This is a genomic window from Pseudonocardia lacus (assembly GCF_018531445.1).
Lineage (GTDB): Bacteria > Actinomycetota > Actinomycetes > Mycobacteriales > Pseudonocardiaceae > Pseudonocardia > Pseudonocardia lacus.
The window spans coordinates 1-1,548 of record NZ_JAHDTH010000449.1; the positions used below are offsets into that span (position 1 = coordinate 1).

General features: G+C 77.6%; 1 protein-coding gene. It reads left to right on the top strand.

Going from position 1 to position 1,548, the window contains the following annotated elements:
* Nucleotides 1-861 precede the first annotated feature (861 nt).
* A partial coding sequence (locus KIK08_RS38995) for a hypothetical protein (RefSeq protein WP_214408326.1) occupies nt 862-1,548 on the top strand: 687 nt, incomplete at its 3' end.

Here is a 1,548-nt window from a genome sequence, read left to right on the forward strand (position 1 = left end):
AGCACCCAGCCCGCGCTGCGGCACCCACCCGGCGCTGCGAGGACACCCCCACCCGGCGCGGCGGCCCCCCCCCCCCCCCGCGCGCCCCCCCCCCCCCCCCCCGCCCCCCCCCCCCCCGCCCCGGGCGGCCCCCCCCCCCCCCCCCCCCCGGCGCTGCGACACCCACCCCGCGCTGCGAGGACACCCGGCCCACCCCCGCCGGCCGCACAGCGGCCACTCCACCCCCGGAAGCCCCTGCTCGATCAGAGGTCGCCCTCCGCGGAGGAACCGCCGGAGGCCCCTCACAGCGCCGAAGGCGCCGCAAACGTCCAACCACTTGGGCGCCAGCAGGTCGGTCAGCACGCGCTTGCTTCGCCCCACCGGGCGGCGTCGAGAGCCGCGCCGGCCGGTCGGGGACCGCGCGACCCACACCCCGGTGGCGGGGTTCCGCCACGGGCTGCGCCGGAGGTCCACCGATCATCGACGAGCGGCCGGCGGGGGAGGCGCGGCTGCGCCGGACGGCTGCTCACGGGGCGCGAACGCCCGATCGGGTGATCGTTACCCGATCGGGACGCTGCGCCCAACCGTTGAGCGAACGCCACCGTCAGCTCACCGTCACGTCCGTCGCCACGAGCCACCGGAGTTGGCGACGGACGTCGGGCGCGAGCACTATGGGCGCCGATCGCGGACACCCCCGGCAGGCGACCCCGCTCCCCCCGCATCGGGTCGCCAGATGCTCCCCCGCGCGTCGGGGCCCGCGGCCACGAGGACAGGAGTGCCACGATGATGCCTGCCCGCAGGACGCGAGGCGGAGCACCGGCCCGATCCGCGATCGCCCGCGTCGCGGCCGGGTCGCTGCTGGTCGCGGTGGCCGGGTGCGCCGTGCCGGTGGTCCCCGCGGCACCGGTCACCGCGCCGGCCGCGGTGCAGGCCGGGGAGCGCCCGGAACCGTGCCGGTTCCTGTCCCAGAACACCGTGGCCGACCTCGCGGGCGACCAGCGCACCCAGATCGTCGGCTCGGGCAACACCTGCTCGTTCACCATCGGCGGGAACTTCAGCTACCAGATCAACGTCCAGCCCAACGACAACGGGCGCTTCGAGTCCGAGCGCGACCGGTTGTTCAAGAACTCGGTCCCGGTCGCGGGCGTCGGCGACGAGGCGTTCTACCGCGACGGCACGTCGATCACGGTGCTGGGCGCGCGCAAGGGCGACACGTACTTCGCGGTCACCCTGGTCCCCACCGTCTCCGACCCGGCCGGTGCGGGCGGCACACCGCCCCCGGCCGCCGGGGGCCAGAACCAGAACCAGAACCGGAACCAGGTCGGCCGGGCGCAGGCCGCGCTGGCCGCGGGCGCCGATGTGGACGCCGACGGCGTCGTCGACGCCGACCAGGACGGCGACGGCCAGGTCGACGACGACGCGGACGCCGACGCGGTCGCCGCGACCGACGCCGACGGCGACGGCGCGGTCGACGACGACGTCGCCGCGGCGGTGCAGGCCGTCGCCGACGCGGCCGATGCCGACGACGCGGGTGGTGCGGCCGGCGCGGTCGGCGACCTCCGGGCGCGC